This is a genomic window from Fibrella forsythiae (assembly GCF_017353175.1).
GTDB lineage: Bacteria > Bacteroidota > Bacteroidia > Cytophagales > Spirosomataceae > Fibrella > Fibrella forsythiae.
This window is the reverse complement of the sequence record NZ_JAFMYW010000003.1, coordinates 355,832-378,485: the sequence shown is the minus strand read 5'-3', so window position 1 is coordinate 378,485 and position 22,654 is coordinate 355,832. Positions and strand designations below refer to the sequence as shown.

Genomic DNA, 22,654 nt, shown 5'->3' with positions numbered 1-22,654 from the left:
TCATCAAATCTGATTGATATTCGGCCAAATTCGAAGGGAAATTTGATTGGCACATTCCTTGCCCGATTTACCTTTCTACTTCCTCGACCCTGTACTACACCACTCAATACGTTACTTACTGCCACTTTGGCAGGAACGCCTATGACTTTCCCAACTGATTTAACTGCCGGTCTATTTATGGCAGATAACGACTTAGATAGTATTGAAATGATTCCGCTCGGCTCGCCAGACGATGACGATGTGGAGTATGAAGTGCCCGAACACTTGCCCATTCTGCCCGTTCGCAACACCGTGTTGTTTCCAGGCATGGTCGTTCCCGTTACGGTTGGACGACAGAAATCAGTACGTCTCGTCAAGAAAGCTTATAAGGGAAGCCGGATCATTGGCGTGGTGGCTCAGAACAGCCAGCAAAAAGATGAACCCACGCCCGACGATCTGTATAACATTGGCACGGTTGCCTATATCATCAAGATGATTACGCTGCCCGATGGTAATATCACGATCATCATTCAGGGTAAGAAACGCTTCGAGATCAATAAGATAACCCAGGAAGACCCGTTCATGACGGCTACCGTGCGGCAGATCGACGATTCATTTCCCAACGCGACCAAGAAAGAAGGGAAAGCCCTGCTGCAAACTCTGAAAGAGGCTGCCTATAAGATTCTGCGCCTGAATCCGGAGATTCCGCAGGAAGCCCGCATTGCGCTCGATAACATCGAGAGCCCCATGTTCCTGTTGCACTTCCTGTCGTCGAACATCAACGCTGATGTAGCTGATAAACAGATGCTTCTGGAAAAACTGGAAGGCGTTCAGCAAGCGCAACTGCTGCTCGAATACATGTTGAAGGAGGTGCAGTTGCTGGAGCTGAAACGCGAGATTCAAAGCAAAGCCACACTCGACCTCGACCAGCAGCAGCGCGACTACTACCTGCGCCAGCAGATGAAAGTGCTTCAGGACGAGTTGGGCATGGATAATCCTGACCGCGAACTGGAGCAACTGCGCATGAAAGCCAGCAAAAAACACTGGCCTAAAGCAGTGAAAGATCATTTCGACAAGGAAATGAGCAAACTGCAGCGCAGCAACCCCATGGCTCCGGAATACCCCATCACGATGAATTACATCGAACTGATGGTTGACCTGCCCTGGAATGACTTCTCGAAAGATAATTTCGACCTGAAACGGGCGCAGAAAATCCTAGACGGCGACCATTTCGGACTGGAAAAAGTAAAGGAACGCGTGCTGGAATACCTGGCCGTGCTGAAGCTGAAAAGCGAACGCGCTACCGAAGGCATGAAAGCCCCGATCCTCTGCCTGTATGGCCCTCCCGGCGTAGGTAAAACCTCACTTGGCCGGTCAATCGCCAAAGCGTTGGGCCGCAAATACAGCCGGATGGCACTCGGCGGCGTTCACGATGAAGCCGAAATCCGGGGTCACCGCAAAACGTATATCGGTGCCATGCCGGGCAAGATCATTCAGAACATCCGCAAATGCGGCACCTCGAACCCGGTGTTCATTCTGGACGAAATTGATAAGGTAAGCAGCGATTTCCGGGGCGACCCATCATCAGCGCTGCTCGAAGTACTTGATCCTGAGCAGAATTCAACGTTCGTCGATAATTACCTTGATGTTGAGTTTGACCTGTCGAAGTGTCTGTTCATTGCCACGGCAAACTCGCTTGATACCATTCACCCCGCCCTGCGCGACCGGATGGAGATTATTGATATTACGGGCTACACCGTTGAGGAGAAAGTACAGATTGCCAAGAAATACCTGATTCCGAAACAGCGCCGCGAGCACGGTCTGAAAACGAAAGACCTGGCGTTCGACGATAAGGCGATCCTGCGCATCATTGAAGGCTACACCCGAGAGTCGGGCGTGCGAAACCTGGAGCAGAAAATCGGCGCGATGGTTCGAAAGGCCACCAAGTCAATTGCGATGGAGGAATCGTACAACCAGACAGTGAAGCCAGCCGACGTACCCAAGCTACTCGGTGCCGAAATCTTCGATAAAGACCTATATTCTGACGACGACATTGCCGGCATTGTAACCGGCCTTGCCTGGACCCAGGTGGGCGGCGAGATTCTGCTGATCGAAAGCAGCCTGAGCCGTGGCAAAGGAGCGTTGACCCTGTCGGGTCAACTGGGCGACGTAATGAAAGAATCGGCGATGACGGCGCTTTCCTACCTGAAAGCCCACGCCGACGAGATCGGCATCGACTACCGGATCTTCAGCAACTACGACCTGCACGTACACGTACCTGCAGGCGCCGTACCGAAAGATGGTCCATCGGCGGGTATCACGATGGTCACGTCGATGGCGTCGATCTTCACGCAGCGTAAACTCCTGCCTTACCTGGCCATGACTGGCGAGGTGACCTTACGGGGTAAGGTACTGCCAGTGGGTGGAATCAAAGAAAAGATTCTGGCGGCCAATCGGGCGGGCGTAAAAGAGATTATCATGTGCGTAAAAAACCGTAAAGACGTGGAAGAGATCAACCCGGCTTACGTAAAGGATCTGACATTCCACTACGTTGATACGGTTGGTCAGGTGCTCGATATTGCGCTGTTGCCGCAGCAGGTGAGCAAGCCGTTGAAATTTATTCTACCCGACGAAAAAGTAGCCGATCTGGTAACGTCTGTAGAGACCGTTGCCGAGAAAGTTGGCGTTTTGAATTGATTTCAGGTACGTTCGCAGTTGCCTCGAACTTGTTAAACCTGTAAGGTCTGGAAAGGGCCTTACAGGTTTTTTTTGTGCCCAACGGCTCGCCAGACAATCCGGGCGTGATTCCAGAGGGTTGGCAACAGACCAAAATGCCAGGTTAATACCTTGAACCGGTCGGTCAATGAGCGGCGATGCTGTTGTTTCGACAAGCCCCCAACGAGGTATCTGCATAAGACAAACGGCACAAATTCAACGCGTTTCGCCGCTTTCAGGCAACGTATTTCCCAGTCAAGGTCAGCACTCAGGTTATTCATCGGATAGTCAGGGGCTACCTCGCGACGGGCCACGAACGCCTGATGACTTACTTTCATTCCCAAGGCCATGTCCTGCCAGCGCAACGTATCAGAGCCGCCGCCCATCGGCAGGGTGTGTGGCGTTATCTGGCTTCGCAGCCCAACCGGTGTGCCGTCTTCGTTCACAAACAGAGCATCACTATAATACACATCAACCGGGTTATCGGGCGGCTGTGAACGTACCTGGGCCAGTAGTTTTGCCAGCACCTGCTCGTCGTGAAGTTCATCGCCTGCATTCATGAACCAGACATACGCGCCACGGGCCATGTGGAGCCCTTTGTTCATGGCGTCATACAGTCCCTTATCCGGCTCTGACTGCCAATGAGAGATGTGGGTTTCGTACGTCCGCACCAAAGCCAGCGTACCGTCTGTCGATGCTCCATCAATCACCAGATATTCGTAATCAACGCCCAATACAGCTTGCTGCTGCGCCACGATACTCCTGATCGTTCGCTCTAGAAAACGCTCGGCGTTGTAGGTGACAGTGATGATTGAGATCATAGGAACATATTATACCACTCCGGAGCTATCGTCACCTTTCGCCCAGTAGCGATTCATATAAACCCGCATACTGCCCCGCCACAACCGATTCGTCATACTGTTCGAGTACGTGCTGCCGGGCGGCGTGGGCAATAGCGGCATAGTTGTTTGGCGAAAGGCTCAGGAGCCAGTTCATTCCCGCGCTCAGGTCTTCGGCCGATTTATACTGCGCCAGATAACCCGACTCGCGGTGCTGGATCATCTCGGGTATACCGCCCACCTCGAAACCAACAGCGGGCGTACCGCAGGCCATTGCCTCCATAATGGTGTTGGGGAGGTTCTCGGCCAGTGACGGGATCACGAACATGTCAGCGGCGTTATACGCCTGACTGATCCTGGCCATATCGCTTAATGGGCCGAGAAAATGGTACTGAAACGGCAATTCATGCAACAGACCTTTATCGCCAGCGCCAAAAATCAGGAGTTCTACCTCTTTTGGGTTTTCCAGTTGGCGATGAAGCTGGTGCAATGCCTGCTGAAAATACGTGAAGCCCTTACCAAGCATACTGACTTTCGCCGCCGCGAACAGGATCAATCGCCGGTTTGTCGGCAAGCCCAGCGCCTGCCGCGCTTCCACTTTATCAGTCGGCCTGAACAGGTCGGTATCGATCGGATTCGGGATATTCAGCACCGAAAATGGGCGAAACAGCCCACTTTTTCGGGCACGGTTGGCCAGCCATTCGCTGCAACCGACGGGTACCAGATGGGCCGCCGAGTACGCTTTCTGCTTGCGTTCCCAAACCTGATGCGATAGATCTGCCGGGCCGGGATTACGCAGGAAGGGTACGCAGTTGCCACATTCGCGCTGGTAGTTTTCGCAGGTGCCGCTATGATGACAGCCGCCCGTAAATGGCCACATGTCGTGCATCGTCCAGACTACGGGTTTTTCCAGACGCATCAGGCTGGCGAGTCCTTCGATGGAAAAAAAGCCGAAATTGACCCAATGCAGGTGCAGAATATCGGCCTGTCGAATCAGCGAATTATAAGTCAGGTCAACGCCCGTAACGGCAGGCGAAAACTGGAAGCGTACCGATTTGTCTTTTTCATAAGGCAAAAAAGCGAGCCGCTCACCGCCAAAACGGGCGAAGGCCATTTTTTTTGCCAGAAAGCTGGTTGCCAACGCCTCCACATCAGCCTCGGCCCGGGTCGATTCCTGCACAAGCAACGTACTCTCGACACCAATCTGATTCAATGCCCGGTTGAGCCGACCAGCAGCAACAGCAGCCCCTCCGGTGGTCTGGTACGTATTAAGATGAACAACGCGCAACGGAAACGAAGATTTGTACAGTGAACGACAAAGATAGGTTGTTTCGGCTTTGCCCCCCCGCCGGAATACCGAACCACCCGAAGGGAGACTGGCATTCCGGCGGGGGGCAAAGCCGAAACAACCTATCTTCGCAGCACAATGCTGTTTTCTGATATTATTGGCCACGACGACACCAAGGAAACACTGGTGCGGGCCGTTCAAACCAACCACCTCGCCCACGCGCTCCTGTTCGATGGGCGCACCGGCAGTGCCAACATGGCGCTTGCACTTGCGTTGGCTACCTACGTAAACTGCGAAACTCGCCTCACTAACCCCAGCCTGCCAGACGGCTGCGGGCAGTGCGCTTCCTGTTTCAAGATGGCGAAGCTGGTGCATCCCGATCTGCACATGGTGTATCCGGTAGTAAACATCAAAGGCAGGAATACCAGTGAGTCGCTGCTACCGGAATGGCGTAAATTCCTGACCAGCAACCCATACCGAACAATAACCGACTGGCTGGACGCTACCGGCGGCGACAACAAGCAGGCCAATATCTCGGCAGAAGAAGCCCGGAATATCCTGCAACGGTTATCGCTGAAAGCGTATGAAGGTGCCTACAAGCTGATGCTGATCTGGTTGCCCGAACAAATGAACGCCACGGCAGCTAACGCCCTGTTGAAGGTACTGGAAGAACCACCCGAGCGTACGTTATTTCTGCTCGTGACCGACCAGCCCGATAAGCTCCTGATCACAATCCTGTCGCGTACACAGCGCGTACCGGTGCGCAACTTTACCGATACGGAAGTGGCAACGTACCTGCGTCAAACGCTTAATTTCGATGAAACCAAAGCCCGCCGGGTTGCCTACCTCAGCGATGGCAACATGGCGCAGGCCCTGCTGCTTGGGCAGTCGAAAGGCGACGATCTGGCAGGCAGCAACCAGCACACCTGGTTTGCCGACTGGATGCGCGCCTGCTACCGGCAAGACCTCACCTGGCTGGTAAAACAGGCCGACGAGTTCGACAAGATCCCGAAAGAGCGCCAGAAGAATCTGTTCGATTATAGTCTTCGCCTTTGCCGCGACCTCTTTCTCTGGCAACAGGGTGCCGAACAACTCCTGCGACTACCCGACGACGAACTTAATTTTGTCCGTAATTTCGGAAAGGTGTTGAAACCCGATCTGATCGAACGAATGGTGGGCGACCTGAACGAAGCCGCGTATCATCTCGAGCGAAACGCCCGCGCCAAGATGATCATGCTCGATCTGTCGCTTACCTTCGCCAGATTGATCAAACGATAGGTCCGTTCCTACGACAAACAGAAAACTGTAAACAGTAAACTTCTCATGTATGCCCGCTGCCTTAAGCCCAGATCTGAAACGGGCAATAACGTACCTGCCTGATAAAGAGAAAGATAAGCTACTTCTGCGGCTCGTTGCGAAAGACCCGATCCTGACCGAAAAACTGGAATATGAACTGGTTGAGAATAAGACCACGCTCGATTACCGACGGAAACTGATCCGTGACCTGACCGACCGAACAGCCGTTCTTAGCCAGGATTCGCCCGCCTGGATGATGATGGATATGCGCACCGTCAGCGGTTACATAACCCGGCATGTAAAAGTGACAAAGGATACTTACGGCGAAGTTGACCTGACGATACACATGCTCAACAGTTTCTTCGACAATCACGCGAATCTGCTGCAGCGCCTCAGCAGCCGGACCGAAAAATGCGCGATCTACGTAGCCAAACGCACCGACGCTATTCTGAAAAAGCTGAACAAACTTGATCCCGATTATTACATGGAGTTTGAAGATGACATGAACAGGCTGCTCAGGTACGTTTATGATAGCGCGGCCGCTCACTACGCAAGGCAACTGGATACACCAACGGACTGGTACCACTAACCTTCTAAAAAATAGGCCGTCAGTTTTCTCACCCTGGTAACCAACTAGTTAGTAGCTTATTTAGCACAATTTCCAAGTTAGCGGGTTAATAGCTTATAAACCCTTCGTTCTACCGGCTTTTGAGAAAGCCGAACAGAACTATCTACTATCGCTAACCACCTATGGAAACTGTACTGATCACAGGCGGCACAGGCACTATTGGCCGCCGACTCACTCAATTACTCCAGCAACAAGGTTACACCGTAACGTACCTGAGCCGATCGGCACACGAAAAAAACGGCGTTAAAAGCTACCTCTGGGATATCGACAAAGCACAGCTTGATATCCGGGCCATACAAACAGCCGACCACATTATCCACCTGGCAGGAGCAGGTGTTGCCGATAGCCGCTGGACCGACGCCCGCAAGCGCGAGATCCTCGACAGCCGCACCAAATCAACGGCGTTGCTGGCTAGTGCGCTGAAAGACACCCAGCACCATGTGAAGAGTTTCGTTGCCTCGTCGGCCATTGGCTATTATGGCGGCGACACCGGCGACCGGCCACTGCGTGAGAACAGCCCGGCCGGGAGTGACTTTCTCGCGCAGGTGACACGTACCTGGGAACGGTCTGTCGAAGCGGTGGCGGCTCTGGGTATCCGTACCGTCAGAATCCGGACGGGCGTTGTACTTACGATGGATGGCGGCGCACTCCCTAAGCTTGTTCAGCCCATTAAACTGGGCGTAGGCGCGCCAATTGCATCCGGGCAACAATACATCTCCTGGATTCACATCGACGACCTTTGCCGCCTGTTTATCGAAGCGATGAAAAACGGGGAATGGAACGGCGTGTATAACGGTGTGGCTCCGAAGCCAATTACCAACGCAGACCTAACCCACCTGATCGCGAAGGTGCTCGATAAGCCCCAGATCATGCCCAACATTCCGGCTTTTGTGATCAAGCTGATGTTTGGCGAACTGGCTGTGACTGTATTGGGGGGCAGTTATGTACTTAACCGCCGCGTGGCCGATGAGACCAGCTTCCAGTATACATTTCCGGATATCCGAAAAGCGCTGGATGATCTGTTATAAACAGAAAACGAGTCAACCACAGAGCTGGTCAGTCGCGCGGCTGACCAGCTCTGTGGTTGACTCGTTTAAAACCGTCGCTTCAGGATTTCGACCAGTTCAGTTACTTCGTCGCTGTCCATGTTCCACATAAACTGGTTGGCGTAACGATACGAAATCAAATCAAGCGCCTGGCCGTAGTTGGTCATCTGATCCAGCTCGGCGATGGCCTCGTTATAAGCATCGGCGCTCCCATTGAATAGCTGATTAATGAACCGGAATTTCTGATTGAGCGAAATTCCTTTGGCTAAACTGCCGCTGGTTGCTTTTTGAAGCGAATCGCCCAGCGTTGCCACGGTATCTGCCGGTGATGCCTGCGCCGTGTTCAGCGATATAACCGGCGTTTCGGCTTCCGTAGCTAATACGCTTGGCTGACTGCTTGGGGCAGTGGGCGCTTCCTGAAGACCGGAGAAATACCCGTTTCTACCATTCAAGGCCATTGTTCTCGTTTCAGCAGGTTCTTCGTCAACGTTCTCTGGTACACTTGTCGGAAGGTGCTCAACAGGGGGCGGCGTTGGTTGGGCCGGTTGTGCACTGGCCACAAACGGAGGTACTGGTACCGGTTTAGGCGCAGGCGAATCTTCATCCAGATCGAAGAAGGAGCGGGCAGAAGGTGAGTTGTAATTCTCCAGTGCCTGTCCGCGCAGCAACGTCGACAGGTCCATGACCACCTTTTCTGAAAACATCTCAACGTACTTTTCGGGTCGTTCCAGCTCCTGAACGCGCTGCGTCAGAATCTCATCCAGATAACCAAGTGCCTGGTTTACATAGATGAACGGACGACCGTTCAACCGTTGTTCGAGCGCCACCGGGACGAATTTATTGATCTGAGTATACCGGATCAGATGACGCAGATTTTCGGCCGTAAGCGTAAAATCGGGCTGATTTCGCAGCTGATCGTCATAATAATAGCGGGGGTCGAACAAGGCGATCAACGTGCGTTTAGTGGCATCGGCCAGCAGGGGTTCGAGATGTTCACGACGAACGGCGATATGCTGCGATACTACGTTCATGAATGAACGCAGGGCTTCTTCTACTTCGGGGCTGCTAAAATCAAAAAAGGGACTGCGAAACTTCTCAGTCTCTCCTTTCCATTTATCGAATAAGCTACTGACAACGAATAAATTAATCTGATTAACGGGCGTAAGATTTAGAATCTGCTTGCCATTTATTGTTGGATTAGCGTGGTAAAAATCAGCCGTGACGCGCCGGGCATACGACTTGCTGTATTCGTTGAGAGCGTTTGTATTGAACTTGTTCGACATTGTTAAAAGCCTTTGCTTTGTAAATATATTGAAATCAAGCAACCGCTTTTGAGAAACCTCAATCTGAAGGCCCAGAAAATTGTGTGACAGGTCCTTTTCGACTTCTCGATTTCGGATTACGGCCCGTATAAACCCTTCAAAATGGGCTTCGCCCAACTGTGCTGATAGCATCCCAACGTCGTTACTAGTATGTTTATTGAACCCATCCGCCGGCGCGAACCGCCCCATTTGCGCGTAGGCTGGATAGAATTGATCTGCGGCTCCATGTTCTCTGGTAAAACGGAAGAGCTCATCCGGCGCCTTAACCGCGCCCGCATTGCCAAACTCAACGTCGGCATCTTCAAACCCAGCCTCGATACCCGATATCACGCGCAGGACATTGTTTCGCACAATGCGTCGGTGATCCCATCGATACCTGTTTCAGCCTCGTCAGACATCCTGTCTATGGCTCACCCATGCGATGTGGTGGGTATCGACGAAGCTCAGTTCTTTGATTCAGCCATTATTGATGTCTGCAATCAGTTGGCAAATGATGGTAAACGGGTCATTGTAGCCGGGCTGGACATGGATTTTTCGGGGAAACCCTTTGGCTGCATGCCGCAGTTAATGGCTGTTGCTGAGTTTGTTACCAAAGTTCATGCCATTTGTGTAGTATGCGGTGATATTGCTCATTATTCATACCGCCTTGTTCCGTCGCAGGAACGGGTATTGCTCGGAGAAACAGACAGTTACGAAGCCCGCTGCCGTAGGTGTTTTCACCTAGGCCCGGATGCTCCCCACCGCGAATGGGTACAAGAATAGTAGGATTTCGGATGTGGGATTTCGGATTGGGGATTTAACTCTGCCGATGGGTGCAATCATCCAGCAGAGCTAAATCCCCAATCCGAAATCCCACATCCGAAATCCTATTGCCAGTCAATCGCCAGCCCGTCGCGTTCCATTTTGCGGAAGTAGGTCATCTGGCGTTTGGCAAACTGGTGGATGGCCGTTTCCAGTTGAGCCACCATCTCCAGGTACGTTAGCTGGCCGAGCACATACTGCGTAACATACTTATATTCAAGGCCATAGTATATCAGCTTCTCAGCCGGGATTCCCTGATTCAGCAGGTGTTCTACTTCCTCAACCAACCCGTATTGCAGGCGATTGCGAAGTCGTTGGCTGATCCGTTCGCGGCGCACATTTACCGGTGGGTCGAGGCCAATCACCCGATAGGCAGGCAGCGGTGGGCGCTGCGTGGGCAAAAGCCCGGGATTCTCGTTCAGGTACGTGCCAATCTCAATGGCCCGGATCAGCCGCTTGCGCGTAGACGTATCGGCCCTGGCTGAATGGCCAGACGGGGTTTGTTCGAAACGGGCGTGAAGCTGTTCATCGTTGAGCGCTTCCAGTTCGGTACGAAGCGGCTCGTTCGGCGGAATAGCCAGCATGGCATCGGGCCGAAGGGCGGCTTCAATGTACATTCCGGAACCGCCGCATAGAATTGGCACGGCATGTCGACTACGCACCTCCTCCATAACCCGGTCGAAATCCTGCTGATACCGAAAGACGTTATAATCGTCGCCCGCCTCGACGATATCGATCAGGTGGTAAGGAATGAATTGGCCGTCAATGGTGTATTCGGCTAAATCTTTACCCGTCCCGATGTCCATTCCCCGATACACCTGCCGCGAATCAGCGCTGATTATTTCCGCAGCTTGCCCGCCATGAATAAGCTGTTGAGCCAGTTGCACGGCCAGTTGCGTTTTACCGCTGGCGGTAGGTCCGAGTATAACGAGCATGGTAAGAACGGGTCTGTTTAGCTGGAAATTTGGCCATTCGTGTCGAAAACGGGTTTATTTGTTCTATGAAGTCATCAACACCCGTAAAAATAGCCATGATTGGCGGCGGCAGTTGGGCCACGGCCCTGATTAAAATTCTGTCGGAAGGAAACAGCACCATCCGCTGGTGGCTGCGTAGTAAAGCTGATGCCGAACATATTCAGAAATTCCACCACAACCGAAGCTACCTCAGCGATGTGCAGATTAACCCCCGCAAGGTAAAGGTCTGTACCAAAATCCGCGAGGCCATCCGTGATGCCGACTTTGTGATTCTGGCCGTGCCTGCCGCCTTTATTTCGGAAGCACTCACGGGGCTTACACCAACTCATTTCGCCGGGAAACACGTCATTTCCGCCATTAAAGGCATGATTCCGACCTCGAACCAGTTGGTTACCGATTGGATGGAATCGACCTATAACGTACCTAAAAATCACCTGAGTTGTATTGCCGGCCCCTGCCACGCCGAAGAGGTCGCGCTGGAGAAACAGTCGTATCTAACCATTGCCTCAACCGGTGATGACTGTGCCCGGCAGGTATCTGATTTGTTAACGTGCCGCTTTGTTCAGGCTTCTCCACTCAACGACCTATACGGCGTGGAATACAGTGCGGTCATGAAAAATATCATCGCGCTGGCCTGCGGTATCACTCACGGACTGGGCTACGGTGATAATTTCCAGGCCGTACTCGTCTCGAATGCCATGCAGGAAATTCGCCGGTTTGTTGATGCGGTGTATCCTATGGAACGTGATCTGAGCCGGTCGGCTTACCTCGGCGATTTGTTAGTAACGGCGTATTCACCCTTCAGCCGGAACCGCACGTTTGGTACGCTCATTGGCCGTGGCTACACCATTCAGTCGGCCCAGACGGAAATGAACATGATTGCCGAGGGCTATTATGCCGTTCGGAGTATTTACGCGATCAACTCGACGTATCAGGTACGTATGCCCATCGTCGATGCCGTTTACCGAATTCTGTACGAAGGCGCTACGCCAACGGCCGAAATGGCGCAATTAAAAGGGAAATTAGTATAGGAGGTGCCACACCCCGATGGTACAAATTTATCGTTTGGATGAGAACACCTGTTCTGCAAGCCTTAGCTGTCGAGTGACAACGTACCCGCACCCCACCCTATTCGGCGTGCACATCACCGCCGGCAACCAGTACCGACTCGCCGGGCGAAAGGTGACGTACCTGACGATGGCCAACCAGTAAATCCAGCTTGCCATCATGTAGCAGCACGCGGGTTTCGCCCTGCTCATGGCTAACGTGAAAACGAGTTCCGGTGGCTTCTGCGGTCAGATTATCGGTGTGCACCCGAAAAGCGTTAGACACCCCCCTGCCTGTTGGGCTGGCCACGACAAAATCAGCGGCGCCATCCAGCCAGACAGCGCGGGTCAGTTCAACGGTGGCCCCTCCTTCAGCTGCGCTTTCGCGGGCAAAACCACGGGGCGTATACCGCAGTCGGCTGTGGGGCAACAGCGTCACTACCGAACCGTCAGGCAGTGCGACCCGGCGCGACTGCGTAGTAGTAGTAATCAGTCTGGATGTTTCCTGGGTATACTGTTTGTACAACGTCCACCCCACGAGCAACACAATACCTACCGTAGCGGCAACGGAACGGGCAAAGTACCACCACCCAATAAACGAACGTACCTCGGGCCGAAGTGGCCGCACATCTTCAAGATCCTGCAATGAGCCCCGGATGCGCTCCCAGACGGTAACGATTTCATCGTTACGAAGTGTATGGATAGTCAGCGACTTCCCCACGTCCTGAACCAGCTGACGGGCATCTCTAAACCGGTTTCGCAGCTGCGGCTGCATCTCCTCCAGCCCTTGCCAGTACGCCGCCACCTCATCATCCTCCGGGTGCTTCACCCAGCGGATAAAAAGGTCGTCGGTAGCCAGCTCTCTGGCTGTATACTGGGCGTAAGGCTTCATGTATTACTCTGTCGCGAAGTGCACTATAGGGTGCCAAAGCTGGCTAAAATCCCTTTCTACTGAGAGAATCAAAACGGGTATTTATGATGGTTTGTTTCGGGTATAATTAGCAGATTTAGCGCTTTTGGTGCGAAAATCGACCGCATGATTCCACGCCGTACCTGGCTTAAATCGGCCCTACTGGCACCTTTTGTACCCCGTCTTGCTGTAAATCCATCAATTGTCACGCCAGTTAAGCCACCCCGCCTCAAACCCGGCGATACGATTGGCCTCTTCTGCCCGGCCGCGCCAGCTTACAGCAAAGAAACGGTTCAGGTAACCATTGAATCACTTCAGGCATTGGGTTTCAAAACAAAGCTGTCGGCCCATTTTTATGACCGATACGGTTATTTGGCGGGCCGTGATGCAGACCGGGCTGCCGATCTCAATAATTTTTTTGCCGACCCATCCGTCAACGCCGTCATGGCCATGCACGGAGGCTGGGGCTGCGCCCGAATTTTGCCCTTGCTCAACTATGATCAGATGCGTCGCACGCCCAAAATCCTGCTGGGCTACAGCGACATTACGGCGTTGCTCCTGGCCATCAACGCCAGAACCGGACTCGTTACCATGCACGGCCCCGTGGGGTCTGTTACCTGGAACCGCTTCACGACCGACTGGCTAAAGCGGGTACTCATAGACGCAGAGCCTGTACTGTTCCGCAACCCCGCCGACGAAGGGGCAACGCTGGCACCAACCCGTGATCGCATCAGCACCATTCGCCCCGGTACGGCGCGGGGACGGCTCATCGGCGGCAACCTGACGGTGCTGAGCCACCTCATCGGCACGCCCTACCTCCCCGACTGGAAAGGGTCAATTCTCTTTCTGGAAGATGTGCAGGAAGAACCCTACCGCGTAGACCGCATGATGGCGCAGCTTAAACTGGCCGGTATTCTGGATCAGGTAGCCGGGGTCGTGTTCGGCAAGTGCACCAAGTGCGAATCGGAGAACAGCTACGGCTCGCTGACATTGGAAGATATTCTGGCAACGTACCTGGAACCGCTGAACGTACCTGCCTTCGCGGGCTCTATGATCGGCCATATCACCGACAAATTCACCGTCCCCGTAGGCCTTAACGCCGAAATCGACGCCACCAAAGGCACCATTCAGCTGCTCGAATCAGCCGTGAGCTGACTTAGTTTTACAGTCTACAAAAAAAGAACGGCATTTTAGGAATAGTCCTAAACGCCGCTCTTCTGTTAATCCTTACATCTCTCTTCTACCAATCAAGTTTGTAGTCGTATAGCGCGAAGCAGTACGCAGATACAAGCTTGATTAACGGATTACTTCACAACCCGTAAAGTGCCCTGCATCAGCGAGGAGTGGCCGGGGAAGGTGCAGACGAACTGATAGTCGCCCGGTTCGGTGGGGGCGGTGAAGTAGATGCTCTCGGCCGATTCGGGTTGCAGGATGTTCGTGTGGAACAGCACGTCGGCGGAGGCAGGTACGTAGTTTAGCTTGGCTCCGTTCAGGTTCAATTTCAGAGCCTGATTACCCACGGCATTGGCGGTTCCGGGCTTCACGATCACGCAGTTGTGCAGCATATCGTCGTTGTTGTTGAAGACGAACTTGATGCGGCTTCCGGCTTTCACGTCGACCTTTTCGGTATCGAATTTCAGACCCGGCTTCGTGCTGATGCTGATCGTCTGGTCCGGTCCGTTGGTCCAGGTAGCGGGCATATCGACGACACGCTTGGCACTGACTGATGCTACCACCTTTTTTGTAGGCGCAATAGCCTTGCCTTTACCCGTTGCTTTTGCGCCCACGCCTGCCTTCTCCGAAGTGGATGCCATCATGGCGCCGTGATCGTGCATAGCATTCGGGCTGGCCGACGCCACTGTACGCGCAGGTACGTTCGCCAGTTCACCGGGGGCAATGGCGTTGAGCGTGTAGTAGCCGGTGTTGTGAAGCAGCGACAACGTACCTGAGGCTGATTTTACGCCCTCAGCTTTCACTTCATGAATATAGCCTTCACGCAGGGTCGTGTCGGCTACGATCCGGGCGGTGCGGCCATCCTGGCTCAAGACAACACCCCGAATCGGCACGGTACGGGCATCTTCAATGGGGCTTCCGTAGGTGCTGTGGTATTTATAGGTGAAGCTGTTGAGGCTATAACTGGCCGGATCTTCACCTGTTTTCCGGTCGACAGGCATGGTAAATTCGATCTCGAAGCCATCGGGTTTCGAGCGGATCGTCTTCATCTCGAACGGCATTTTACCAGTCCAGACAAGACGCTGCACACCGAAGGGCGATTTACCCGTGGCGGCCCAACCCCGGCTGGTCATACCCACGAACATAGAGCCGTCCTGCCCCCAGAGCATTCGCAAAATACCCGACTGTAAGCCTTCGCGGAATGGGAAGCAGGCACCCTGCCATTTACCGTTCACCTTTTCGAGGGTCATCCGCATCACTTTACTGTGTCCCTGATCGCCCACGAACAACTGTCCCGAGAATGGGCCGAATGCGCCATTCGTTGTGTCTTCCTTGATATCCGACGTTGAAATGCCCATCAGCGTATGCGGGAACCAGACGGCGGGCACCTTCAGATGCTGAACGGTTTTGGCGACCTCAAACATCGGTTTTCCGGTGCTGGGTACGTCTTCCGGTTTCAAACTCAGCGGCGAACCCGGTTCACCCGACCAGCGAAGCCCGGCGGGGTTACCGGCGAAATCACCTTTTTCCAGATGCGTTACCCGGCCCGAGCCAACCCAGTCGCCCTGGTTTTCGGCGTAGAAAATGCTGCCGTCGCGCAGGGCCGTAAAACCCGCTGGCGAGCGTAGGCCCGTTGCCCAGGGTGTCATTTCGCCTTTATCATTCAGTTTCAGCATCCACCCACGCCATTTCGACTGGCTGGCTCCTTTGCCAACCCAGTCGAGATTGAGGGTGATAACCATGTCGCCATCGGGCAGGGGAATCGGGCCGTAGCTATACTGGTGGTAATTGCCCGAGAGGGGCCATTTATAGAACGCACGGTATTCGTCGGCCACTTCGTCGCCATCGGTATCGATCAGGCGGGTTACTTCGCCACGTTGGGTAGCAAAAAGTTCACCCTTGTGGGGCCCAACGGTTCGGTATAGCAAGCCTAGGGGTTCGTGCAGGCCGGTGGCAAAGCGTTTGAACGTCGGCTGGCGACTACCCTGCATGTAGGGGTTACCAATCAACCAGACATCCCCTCGCCGCGTGCTAACCGCCAGCCGCCCGTCGGGCAGCGAGGTCATGCCACCCACTTCAAGCTGCACCCCGTCTGGAATTGGCAGGGTGACAATGCGATAATAATCTTCTTCGCCGGGGGGCTTTTGCGAAAGAGCGACTGAGTGAATAAGTGAAAGAGTGACTACGGTCACTAGCTGTAGTAGGGAAGTTTTCACGTTTTGGCGATGTTTTAAACCTGCACGGTCACTTTTCAGACCGTATAAGTTCGGAGGGTTTATCCGATGCGTAGTCCGTTTTCGGTGGGTTGCGTGGTGGTCAGGAGCGTGACGGTACCGTTGGCGGCAACGCTGCCCATCACGAGGCATTCGCTCATGAATGGCCCAATCTGTTTCGGCGGAAAGTTGACCACGGCAATCACCTGTTGACCAATAAGCGTGTCGGGCTGATAGAGGGTGGTGATCTGTGCCGACGTGCGTTTGGTGCCGATATCAGCGCCAAAGTCGATGGTGAGTTTGTAGGCGGGTTTACGTGCCTGCGGAAAAGGCTCCGCCGCTATGATCGTCCCCACCCGCATATCGACCTTCATGAAATCGTTCCAGGAAATGTGGTCCATCGTCAAAACTCAATTGCGTATTGTACCGTACCCGCCCCATCTTTAAGCGAAACGGGCATTACCAGTTCCTGCTGCCCTCCCTGCTGCCGCACTGTCAGACCCGCTTTCGGATCGACCCGGATATAATAGCTGCGGTCATCGATGGCGTAAAGCCCTTTCGCCACTTCGTCGATGGTTTTTCCGGCAGCTAACCGGCAGTAGACCGGTTGTGCAGGTACGTTGCCGGTTACGGCAAATACGTGGTCGAGGCGATTGGCGGCCGGGCGCAGACTTTCACGAATGGTCAGCCCGTTCATTATATACTCCAGCGTGGGCGATCCGTCTTTGGCCAATACCAGTCCGCCGTAGGTCAGCACATCTTCGTTCAGGCTGTCGGGCCAGGCGGCGTTGGCGCTGGGTAGCATGGCGAAAGCGGGCTTCGGCGATGGCATAATGACCGTTCCCATTGGCTTCAGCAGTTGGGGTTCGCCGCGTTCGTACCACATCTGCGTTACATCGGCAAAGTCGCCTTTCCAGGCCATCAGCAGGGCCATCTGACCGAGGTCAACGGCATAATGCACACCGCTGGCGCTCCCCACCGACAGGGATTTCGTGCGCTTGTTCCGTTCGCCCGGCAGTTGAATAAACGATCGGATCAGCGTTGGTTTAGTGTCGGGCTGAACAGTAACCTGACCCGGTGGCGAGAATTCAGGCAACGAGCCATCAGCGTGCAGTGCCTGCGGCCGTGTGCCTGCCTGGCTGATGAACAGACCCAGACCCGGACGTGGCCACGAACGGGCATACATGACCTCGACGGCGTGCGTACCGGCGGTTAGCGGCATGCTGTGCGTTTTTACCGCGCCCAGTTCGTCGTACACCACCGGAATGACGGGCTTTCCATCGACCCAAAGCCCGGCGATGCCGCCCATCACCAGATCGAACTGATAGTCGCCTGCCGTAGGTACGTTCAGCTTGCCGTTGTACAGCATAGCAAACCGGCCCGATCGCCCGTAAGACACGTTATAACTGATCTTGCTCACCGTGTCTGACTTGACCGGCGTTTTGCTGTTCAGTTCTTCGCGCGTTTCAATGCTTTCGCCGTATAGTTTATAATTCACCGGACCAGCCCAGTTTGCCACGCTCCGGTTCTCAAGGGCCCGATAACCCACATTCCGAACGGCCAGCGAACCGGTCTGCGCCTGTACTTGTACCGGCTTTGCACCAGCCGCCTTCCGGGTTAGCTTATAGCCTTCACGAACAACCACGCCGTTCACGATCAGGCGCTCGATCGTGGGGGTCATCAGGCTGCTTTCGGCCCGGTAGTCTAGCCGGATTGTTTGCCAGAGGCCGGGCGCTCTCAGTAGCGGCGTTATATCGAGCGAGTGATCCAGGCTGAGCGATTCGCCGTTGGGCAACACCAGCGAGGCGTTGGCACCGGCGCTCATCAGCACATCGAACTGAAGCGAGAAATCGCTGGCTGGCGTGGCGAGTGTCAGCGCTTCTTTGCCCGTGCTGATCAACAGCGATTCCTGACCGGCCTTTGCTTTAAGCGTTGGGCCATCAGGGCTGGCCAGAAGGCCCCCGGCACGCTGCCAGGTAGCGGGTGGCGACAGGGTGGCCAGATCAAGGCGTGGCAGGGTTGTCTGCGCGTAGGACAACGTACCCAGGCCAGACAGGCCGATACAGATACTTCCCAGCAGTAGGGTCAGTTTACACATAGGTGATAATCAGGGCGGGCTTCTGTTTCTACTGGCAAAGAATACATACCGAATGGCATCACCAGTTTGATTGCAAAAGCAAATGTGCGTTCTGATTTCCTGTATTCCAGCTCCCCCTTTAGGACACTTAGCTATTTTTCCTGATTTCGCTCATCAATACGGCGCGCTACGTCACCGGCTTCATCGAGATCCTTGTGGCCCAGGCCGGTCGTTTCGGGTGTTTGGTCGGTATCTTGTTCGCCGTCTGGGCCAGCGCCGGTGCTTGTTGTACCACCCAGCGTATTGCTTTCGGGTTCGTCTTGTTCAGGTACGTTAGGTATTGGTTGCGGGCTCATGTTGTTACCTTGATTTGTGTGAATACGATTAAAGCAGACGTTTTTGTTATAGCTGCCTAACTTCGCCGTTCTATAAATGGTTATTGAACCGTTAACAAGCTAGTCTCCTTTCAATGAAAACTGCTCTTCTACTTCTCCCCTTAGCCGCATTGAGCCTGGGAGCCAGCGCCGCCCCTACGCCGGGCACCCCCAGGCCGGGTAAACCACTTAAAAAAGCCACCGTTATCCAGGGAATCCGCTTCGATGACGACAATGGCGGCCTAAAACTTACACCCGGCTTCAGCGCCCTGGTGTTTGCTGATAATATCGGTAAAGCTCGCCACGTGGCCGTAGATCCCACAACGGGAACGGTCTTCGTAAAGCTCGAACGCCTGAAAGAGGGCAAAGGGCTGGTACAACTCCGCGATACAAACGGCGATGGCCGGGCCGAAGAAACGGTGATGTTCAGTACCAATACGGGTACGGGTGCCGCCATTGCCAACGGCTATCTCTACGCCTCGTCGGATACGTCGGTCTATCGCTACAAGCTCACAAATGGTAAGGTAATGGCCGATGCCCTGCCCGAGCCAATCGTGGTGGGCCTGACACTACAACGTCAGCACGCCAGTAAATCGCTGGCTATTTCGCCCGATGGCCGGTTGTTTGTCAACTTCGGAGCCCCGTCGAATGCCTGCCAGGAAAAAGACCGTCAGCCGGGTTCGAAAGGCCAGATGCCCTGCCCCATTCTGGAGAATTACGGCGGCATCTGGCAGTTCGACGCCAACAAGACCAACCAGCGCCAGTCGGATGGTAAACGTTACGCTACGGGCATCCGTAACGCCGTAGCCCTCGACTGGAACACGGCCTCGAACTCGCTTTACGCCCTGCAACACGGCCGCGACAACCTGAACAACTGGGGCGGTGTTTTCACCGACTCAGTCAGTGCCGAATTGCCGTCTGAAGAATTTTTGATGGTAAAAGAAGGTGCCGATTTTGGCTGGCCCTATTGCTATAACAACCATTTCCTTGGCAAGAAACTGCTGGCCCCCGAGTATGGCGGCGATGGCACCAGGCAGGATCAATGCGCAGGCAAAGAGAAACCAATTATGGCCTTTCCGGCACACTGGGCACCTAATGATTTGCTGTTTTATACGGGAAATCAGTTTCCAGCCCGGTATAAGAACGGCGCGTTTGTTTGCTTCCACGGCTCCTGGAACCGGGCACCGCTGATGCAGGGCGGTTATTTTGTTGCTTTCATTCCATTCGGGAAAGACGGCCGCCCATCGGGCGATTACGAAGTATTTGCCGAAAACTTCGCGGGTGTTCCTGAGCAGGGAATCCCCGGTAAAAAGGCCAATGCCGGTAAGCTCGAACTGGCTAGCCCCGGTTCGGCAAAACACCGCCCGGTAGGTCTGGCGCAGGGGCCCGACGGTTCGCTCTATATCACAGACTCGGTAAAAGGCACCGTTTGGCGCGTAATGGCCAAAAAGTAGGTATCACATTTCAGGTTCCAGGTGCTCCGCTAGTGCTCTTGAAGACTACTCAGCGAAGCACCTGGAACGTACTCTCTTTCCCCATATGACTCCCACCGAACCGAATCACCCGCAACAAGAGAAACCGGGGTACCATCCGGGTAGTCTGCGCGATGTATTTACGCCCCGTGATGGCTACCGGATCACACCCATTCTGATGATGATCAACATGGCTGTTTTTGCGGTAATGGTCTTCTCGGGCGTCAACATCATGAGTCCTTCGGGGCAGGACCTGGTTCGATGGGGAGCCAATTTCACCACGCTCACTCGTGCTGGTGAACCCTGGCGGCTGCTGACAGCCTGCTTTTTGCACATTGGCGTTATTCACCTGGCCGTGAACATGATGTCGCTGCGGTATCTGGGCATGCAGATTGAGCCGCTGCTGGGCAGTTGGCGTTTCCTGGTTGCCTACCTCGCTACGGGGCTGACTGGCAGCCTGGGCAGCCTCTGGTGGCACAACGTCGCCGTTAGCGCAGGAGCATCGGGCGCTATTTTCGGTATCGAGGGTGTGTTGCTGGCGTTGGTCATGACGAATCTATTCAATGATGAAGCCCGTAAGGAATTGCTCAAGAGCACTCTGTCGGTTGTTGGGATCAACTTACTGATTGGCATCAGCATCGGGGCCGACAACGCCGCGCATATTGGCGGGCTGCTGGGCGGTATTGGCTGCGGTATGGTTTTTTATCCCGGCATTCGCGCAGAACTAGGCTGGCCGGTACCTCAATGGATGACGGCGAAATGGTTTGCTGTCGGCCTGCCAATAATCATGGTACTTATAACGGCGCTACTGATCTTTTAAGACGATAGCCCTGTATGGCCGCTGGTGCCCTACATACCCCGATGCGGCATCACTTTCGAATCAGCTCAGGGTGATACTCACTAACGAAAAAGCCCCGACCTGTTTATCAGTGTCGGGGCTTTTCTGCAATGTTATAGGGTAAACGCCCTGCAGTACCGTTTAGTGTACAACTTGAAAAATAGGTTGATTATTTTCCAACATATTAACAAATGTTACTCTTTCTATTATTTCAGATATACTACCAACAAAAAACGGGTAAGATCATCAGTAGCGATCTTACCCGTTTTTTGTTGGTAGTACGGTGTACTACCGTTACTTGTCAGTATTCATCTTCGTTGAAGAAGAAATCATCCTTAGTGGGATAATCGGGCCAGATCTCCTCGATGCTTTCGTAAGGCTGACCGTCGTCTTCCAGTTCCTGAAGGTTTTCGACCACTTCCAGTGGGGCACCCGACCGGATCGAGAAGTCAATCAGTTCATCTTTGGTGGCAGGCCATGGGGCATCTTCAAGGTAGGATGCTAATTCGAGAGTCCAGTACATAGTAGAAATCTAGCTGATTTGATGTCAATATTTTTGAGGGTGCAAAAGTAAAAAAAATCACTAATGCAACACGGTCGCCATGCTTTTTTTCAAAAACTGCTTTCAGCGGGTTATGCCTTAAACGGGTTCGCGGTGGCAATGTTATAAAAACCAATCAATTTTTGTACAGTTAAATTACCAATCGCGCTAACTCTCTTTTATTCACCTATGACGCATACGCTTCAAAATCAATATCTCCGGGTCGGCATTCGCGATCAGGGTGCCGAACTCACTTCGATTTTTAATCGGCAAACGGGCATCGAACATCTGTGGCAGGCCGACCCGAACGTATGGCCCTGGCACGCACCTAATTTGTTTCCGGTAGTGGGCGGGCAAACTAACGATCAGATTGTGGTGGATGGGCGAACGTACCCCCTGAAACGTCACGGCTTTGCCCGCACCTCGGAGTTCATCTGCACGGAATCGAGTACGGAATTCGCTTCGTTTGAACTGCACTCGTCAGAAGCCACCAAAGCCGTTTATCCCTACGATTTCGTGTTCGAGATCACCTACGAGCTCGACGGGTCGGAACTGACGGTCACCTACCGGGTGAAAAATAAAGGTACCGATAACATGTTTATGTCGGTGGGGGCACATCCGGCTTTCAATGTACCTTTTCAGCCAGGCGAAGACTATACGGATTATTACATCGAGTTCGAGCGCGACGGATCGCTGGAGACGAGCTTGCTTGGCGCCGATGGGCTGTTGAGCGGCGAAAAGGCCCGAATCAGCCTCGACAACCGCCAACTCAACCTGACACCCACTCTGTTCGATAACGATGCACTGGTGCTACTGACCTTAAAGTCACGGCAGGTAACCTTGAAGAGCCGCAAGAACAACCACTCAATCCGGCTCGATTTCGCGGTTTTCCCCTACCTGGGTATTTGGGCGAAGCCAGGCGCTCCGTTTGTCTGCATCGAACCCTGGCTGGGCGTTGCCGATACCTCATCGAAGCCCCGGCCCATCGAGGGTAAGCAAGGCATTCACCGCATCCGCCCCGGCAACAGCTTCGTGGCCCACTATTCGATAACAGTTAAGAGTTAAGCGTGTAGAGTTAAGAGTTAAGCGTGTAGAGTTAAGAGTTGCGTTGCTAAAGCCCTG

20 protein-coding genes are annotated in these 22,654 nt (G+C 53.8%); 10 read left to right on the top strand and 10 right to left on the bottom strand.

The window, feature by feature from the left end:
* Window positions 1-177: 177 nt before the first annotated feature.
* Window positions 178-2,676, top strand: a complete 2,499-nt coding sequence (gene lon / locus J2I46_RS13020; protein WP_229379735.1) for an endopeptidase La — start codon at window positions 178-180, stop codon at window positions 2,674-2,676.
* A gap of 59 nt (window positions 2,677-2,735) precedes the next feature.
* Here the strand turns inward: lon and J2I46_RS13015 are convergent, their stop codons facing one another.
* Both J2I46_RS13015 and J2I46_RS13010 read right to left on the bottom strand, forming a co-directional pair.
* Complete coding sequence (locus J2I46_RS13015; protein WP_207329465.1) at window positions 2,736-3,515, bottom strand: glycosyltransferase family 2 protein; 780 nt, start codon at window positions 3,513-3,515, stop codon at window positions 2,736-2,738.
* 31 nt (window positions 3,516-3,546) lie between these two features.
* The gene (locus J2I46_RS13010; protein ID WP_207329464.1) at window positions 3,547-4,821 is read right to left on the bottom strand and encodes a glycosyltransferase family 4 protein; all 1,275 of its coding nucleotides are present in this window, start codon (window positions 4,819-4,821) and stop codon (window positions 3,547-3,549) included.
* Window positions 4,822-4,959: 138 nt separating this feature from the next.
* Here J2I46_RS13010 and J2I46_RS13005 point away from each other — a divergent pair, with 138 nt between their 5' ends.
* The 3 genes from J2I46_RS13005 to J2I46_RS12995 all read left to right on the top strand — a co-directional run bounded on the left by J2I46_RS13005 (window position 4,960) and on the right by J2I46_RS12995 (window position 7,773).
* Window positions 4,960-6,099, top strand: coding sequence for a DNA polymerase III subunit (locus J2I46_RS13005; RefSeq protein WP_207329463.1), 1,140 nt, complete (start codon window positions 4,960-4,962; stop codon window positions 6,097-6,099).
* A gap of 49 nt (window positions 6,100-6,148) precedes the next feature.
* The gene (locus tag J2I46_RS13000; protein ID WP_207329462.1) at window positions 6,149-6,706 is read left to right on the top strand and encodes a hypothetical protein; all 558 of its coding nucleotides are present in this window, start codon (window positions 6,149-6,151) and stop codon (window positions 6,704-6,706) included.
* Window positions 6,707-6,867: 161 nt separating this feature from the next.
* A complete protein-coding gene (locus J2I46_RS12995) occupies window positions 6,868-7,773 on the top strand; it encodes a TIGR01777 family oxidoreductase (RefSeq protein WP_207329461.1) in 906 nt (301 codons plus the stop codon).
* A 65-nt stretch (window positions 7,774-7,838) separates the two neighbouring features.
* Here the strand turns inward: J2I46_RS12995 and J2I46_RS12990 are convergent, their stop codons facing one another.
* Entirely contained in the window at window positions 7,839-9,074 is a 1,236-nt protein-coding gene (locus J2I46_RS12990; protein WP_207329460.1) for a DUF8457 domain-containing protein, read from the bottom strand.
* A gap of 189 nt (window positions 9,075-9,263) precedes the next feature.
* On the opposite strand from J2I46_RS12990, the gene J2I46_RS12985 reads away from it, so the two are divergent.
* Window positions 9,264-9,875, top strand: coding sequence for a thymidine kinase (locus J2I46_RS12985; RefSeq protein ID WP_207329459.1), 612 nt, complete (start codon window positions 9,264-9,266; stop codon window positions 9,873-9,875).
* 104 nt (window positions 9,876-9,979) lie between these two features.
* On the opposite strand, the gene miaA is transcribed toward J2I46_RS12985, so the two are convergent.
* Window positions 9,980-10,849, bottom strand: coding sequence for a tRNA (adenosine(37)-N6)-dimethylallyltransferase MiaA (gene miaA / locus J2I46_RS12980; RefSeq protein WP_207329458.1), 870 nt, complete (start codon window positions 10,847-10,849; stop codon window positions 9,980-9,982).
* A 65-nt stretch (window positions 10,850-10,914) separates the two neighbouring features.
* Here miaA and J2I46_RS12975 point away from each other — a divergent pair, with 65 nt between their 5' ends.
* Window positions 10,915-11,919 (top strand): NAD(P)H-dependent glycerol-3-phosphate dehydrogenase, encoded by a 1,005-nt coding sequence (locus tag J2I46_RS12975; protein WP_207329457.1) that lies wholly within the window; start codon window positions 10,915-10,917, stop codon window positions 11,917-11,919.
* Between the two features lie 97 nt (window positions 11,920-12,016).
* On the opposite strand, the gene J2I46_RS12970 is transcribed toward J2I46_RS12975, so the two are convergent.
* On the bottom strand, window positions 12,017-12,826 hold the full coding sequence (locus tag J2I46_RS12970) for a FecR family protein (protein WP_207329456.1): 810 nt from the start codon (window positions 12,824-12,826) through the stop codon (window positions 12,017-12,019).
* 144 nt (window positions 12,827-12,970) lie between these two features.
* On the opposite strand from J2I46_RS12970, the gene J2I46_RS12965 reads away from it, so the two are divergent.
* Window positions 12,971-13,999, top strand: coding sequence for a S66 peptidase family protein (locus J2I46_RS12965; RefSeq protein WP_207329455.1), 1,029 nt, complete (start codon window positions 12,971-12,973; stop codon window positions 13,997-13,999).
* Between the two features lie 149 nt (window positions 14,000-14,148).
* Here J2I46_RS12965 and J2I46_RS12960 read toward each other — a convergent pair whose 3' ends face one another.
* The 4 genes from J2I46_RS12960 to J2I46_RS12945 all read right to left on the bottom strand — a co-directional run bounded on the left by J2I46_RS12960 (window position 14,149) and on the right by J2I46_RS12945 (window position 18,663).
* On the bottom strand, window positions 14,149-16,209 hold the full coding sequence (locus tag J2I46_RS12960; protein ID WP_374758090.1) for a plastocyanin/azurin family copper-binding protein: 2,061 nt from the start codon (window positions 16,207-16,209) through the stop codon (window positions 14,149-14,151).
* 83 nt (window positions 16,210-16,292) lie between these two features.
* The gene (locus J2I46_RS12955; RefSeq protein ID WP_207329453.1) at window positions 16,293-16,631 is read right to left on the bottom strand and encodes a tRNA-binding protein; all 339 of its coding nucleotides are present in this window, start codon (window positions 16,629-16,631) and stop codon (window positions 16,293-16,295) included.
* 2 nt (window positions 16,632-16,633) lie between these two features.
* Window positions 16,634-18,328, bottom strand: coding sequence for a PA14 domain-containing protein (locus J2I46_RS12950; protein ID WP_207329452.1), 1,695 nt, complete (start codon window positions 18,326-18,328; stop codon window positions 16,634-16,636).
* A gap of 131 nt (window positions 18,329-18,459) precedes the next feature.
* Window positions 18,460-18,663: a hypothetical protein gene (locus J2I46_RS12945; protein ID WP_207329451.1), complete on the bottom strand. Its 204-nt coding sequence runs from the start codon at window positions 18,661-18,663 to the stop codon at window positions 18,460-18,462.
* A gap of 113 nt (window positions 18,664-18,776) precedes the next feature.
* Between J2I46_RS12945 and J2I46_RS12940 the strand changes: the two genes are divergently transcribed.
* Both J2I46_RS12940 and J2I46_RS12935 read left to right on the top strand, forming a co-directional pair.
* A complete protein-coding gene (locus tag J2I46_RS12940; protein WP_207329450.1) occupies window positions 18,777-20,135 on the top strand; it encodes a PQQ-dependent sugar dehydrogenase in 1,359 nt (452 codons plus the stop codon).
* A gap of 85 nt (window positions 20,136-20,220) precedes the next feature.
* A complete protein-coding gene (locus J2I46_RS12935) occupies window positions 20,221-20,973 on the top strand; it encodes a rhomboid family intramembrane serine protease (RefSeq protein WP_207329449.1) in 753 nt (250 codons plus the stop codon).
* Window positions 20,974-21,292: 319 nt separating this feature from the next.
* Here the strand turns inward: J2I46_RS12935 and J2I46_RS12930 are convergent, their stop codons facing one another.
* Window positions 21,293-21,514 (bottom strand): DUF2795 domain-containing protein, encoded by a 222-nt coding sequence (locus tag J2I46_RS12930; RefSeq protein ID WP_015329640.1) that lies wholly within the window; start codon window positions 21,512-21,514, stop codon window positions 21,293-21,295.
* A gap of 207 nt (window positions 21,515-21,721) precedes the next feature.
* Between J2I46_RS12930 and J2I46_RS12925 the strand changes: the two genes are divergently transcribed.
* Window positions 21,722-22,597: an aldose 1-epimerase family protein gene (locus J2I46_RS12925; RefSeq protein ID WP_207329448.1), complete on the top strand. Its 876-nt coding sequence runs from the start codon at window positions 21,722-21,724 to the stop codon at window positions 22,595-22,597.
* Window positions 22,598-22,654 lie beyond the last annotated feature (57 nt).

Coding starts and splice junctions, on each gene's coding strand:
- lon (WP_229379735.1), top strand. CDS start 178: ATGGCAGATAACGACTTAGATAGTATTGAAATGATTCCGCTCGGCTCG.
- J2I46_RS13015 (WP_207329465.1), bottom strand. CDS start 3,515: ATGATCTCAATCATCACTGTCACCTACAACGCCGAGCGTTTTCTAGAG.
- J2I46_RS13005 (WP_207329463.1), top strand. CDS start 4,960: ATGCTGTTTTCTGATATTATTGGCCACGACGACACCAAGGAAACACTG.
- J2I46_RS13000 (WP_207329462.1), top strand. CDS start 6,149: ATGCCCGCTGCCTTAAGCCCAGATCTGAAACGGGCAATAACGTACCTG.
- J2I46_RS12995 (WP_207329461.1), top strand. CDS start 6,868: ATGGAAACTGTACTGATCACAGGCGGCACAGGCACTATTGGCCGCCGA.
- J2I46_RS12990 (WP_207329460.1), bottom strand. CDS start 9,074: ATGTCGAACAAGTTCAATACAAACGCTCTCAACGAATACAGCAAGTCG.
- J2I46_RS12985 (WP_207329459.1), top strand. CDS start 9,264: ATGTTTATTGAACCCATCCGCCGGCGCGAACCGCCCCATTTGCGCGTA.
- miaA (WP_207329458.1), bottom strand. CDS start 10,849: ATGCTCGTTATACTCGGACCTACCGCCAGCGGTAAAACGCAACTGGCC.
- J2I46_RS12975 (WP_207329457.1), top strand. CDS start 10,915: ATGAAGTCATCAACACCCGTAAAAATAGCCATGATTGGCGGCGGCAGT.
- J2I46_RS12970 (WP_207329456.1), bottom strand. CDS start 12,826: ATGAAGCCTTACGCCCAGTATACAGCCAGAGAGCTGGCTACCGACGAC.
- J2I46_RS12965 (WP_207329455.1), top strand. CDS start 12,971: ATGATTCCACGCCGTACCTGGCTTAAATCGGCCCTACTGGCACCTTTT.
- J2I46_RS12955 (WP_207329453.1), bottom strand. CDS start 16,631: ATGGACCACATTTCCTGGAACGATTTCATGAAGGTCGATATGCGGGTG.
- J2I46_RS12950 (WP_207329452.1), bottom strand. CDS start 18,328: ATGTGTAAACTGACCCTACTGCTGGGAAGTATCTGTATCGGCCTGTCT.
- J2I46_RS12945 (WP_207329451.1), bottom strand. CDS start 18,663: ATGAGCCCGCAACCAATACCTAACGTACCTGAACAAGACGAACCCGAA.
- J2I46_RS12940 (WP_207329450.1), top strand. CDS start 18,777: ATGAAAACTGCTCTTCTACTTCTCCCCTTAGCCGCATTGAGCCTGGGA.
- J2I46_RS12935 (WP_207329449.1), top strand. CDS start 20,221: ATGACTCCCACCGAACCGAATCACCCGCAACAAGAGAAACCGGGGTAC.
- J2I46_RS12930 (WP_015329640.1), bottom strand. CDS start 21,514: ATGTACTGGACTCTCGAATTAGCATCCTACCTTGAAGATGCCCCATGG.
- J2I46_RS12925 (WP_207329448.1), top strand. CDS start 21,722: ATGACGCATACGCTTCAAAATCAATATCTCCGGGTCGGCATTCGCGAT.